Source organism: Cobetia sp., from assembly GCF_983723665.1.
In genome coordinates, this window is the sequence record NZ_CFDJES010000056.1 from 4,541 (window position 1) to 6,011 (window position 1,471).

The 1,471-nt window shown below is 67.9% G+C and carries 1 protein-coding gene; it reads right to left on the reverse strand.

The genetic code is table 11. The features are described from left to right. Nucleotides 1-1,457 (reverse strand): glycolate oxidase subunit GlcD (gene glcD, locus AC4FAH_RS07595; RefSeq protein ID WP_490245840.1); only part of this gene is annotated, 1,457 nt, incomplete at its 3' end. Nucleotides 1,458-1,471 lie beyond the last annotated feature (14 nt).

Consider the following 1,471-nt stretch of genomic DNA (forward strand, 5'->3'; position numbering starts at 1 on the left):
ACGTGCATGGCACCGAATTCGGCGCAGCGCGCCAGCGTCGGGATGTTCTTGCCGGGGTTGAGCAGGCCAGCGGGGTCGAAGGCGGCCTTCACGGCATGGAAGACGCTGATCTCCTCGTGGTTGAACTGGGCACACATCTGATTGATCTTCTCGCGGCCCACGCCATGTTCGCCGGTGATGCTGCCGCCGGCGGCCACGCACAGTTCGAGAATCTTGCCGCCGACCTCCTCGGCCAGTTCCAGCTCGCCGGGCTGGTTGGCATCGAACAGGATCAGCGGGTGCATGTTGCCGTCACCGGCATGGAAGACATTGGCCACCGCGAGCCCCGATTGGCGCGAGAGCTCCGCGATGCCGTTCAGCACGGCGGGCAGCTCGCGACGCGGAATGGTGCCATCCATGCAGTAGTAGTCCGGCGACATGCGACCCACGGCGGGGAAGGCATTCTTGCGCCCGGCCCAGAAGCGCGCGCGCTCGGCCTCGTCCTGTGCCTGGCGGATCTCGGTGGCGCCGGCGCGCTCCAGCACCTCACGGACTCGCGCGCAGTCATCGACGACATCGGCCTCGGCGCCGTCCAGCTCGCAGAGCAGAATGGCGGCGGCCTCGATCGGATAGCCCGCATGGATGAAGTCCTCGGCGGCGCGGATCGCCAGGTTGTCCATCATCTCGAGCCCGCCGGGGATGATGCCGCAGGCGATGATGTCGCCCACCGCGCGGCCGGCCTTGTCGATATCGGCGAAGCTCGCCATCAGCACCTTGGCGGTCTCGGGCCTGGGCAGCAGGCGCACCGTGACTTCCGTGACCACCCCCAGCATGCCTTCGGAGCCGGTCATCAGCGCCAGCATGTCCAGCCCGGGCGAGTCGAGGCTGTCGGCGCCGATCGTCATCGCCTCGCCTTCGATGGTCAGCATCTCGAGCTTGAGCAGGTTGTGAACGGTCAGGCCGTACTTGAGGCAGTGCACGCCACCGGCATTCTCGGCCACGTTGCCGCCGATGGAGCAGGCGATCTGCGAGGAGGGGTCCGGCGCGTAGTAGAGCCCGAAGGGCGCGGCGGCCTCGGAAATGGCGAGATTGCGCACCCCGGGCTGCAGGCGTGCGGTGCGGGCGTCAGGGTCGATCTCGAGAATCCGTGCCATGCGCGACATCACCAGCAGCACGCCTTGCGCCAGCGGCAAGGCACCGCCGGATAGCCCGGTGCCGGCGCCACGAGTCACCACCGGCACGCCCAGCGCATGACATTCACGCAGCAGGGCGGCGACCTGCTCGACCCGCTCCGGCAGGGCGACCAGCATCGGCATGACGCGATAGGCGGACAGGCCATCACATTCGAAGGGGTGCAGGTCCTCCTCGCGGTGCAGCAGCGTCAGGTCCGGCAGCAGGGTGGTGAGATGCGCCAGCACCTGGCCCTTGTCGTGCTGGGCCAGCGGTCCATCCAGCGTCGGGTCATAGAGGATATTCATGCACTGCCTCCCGG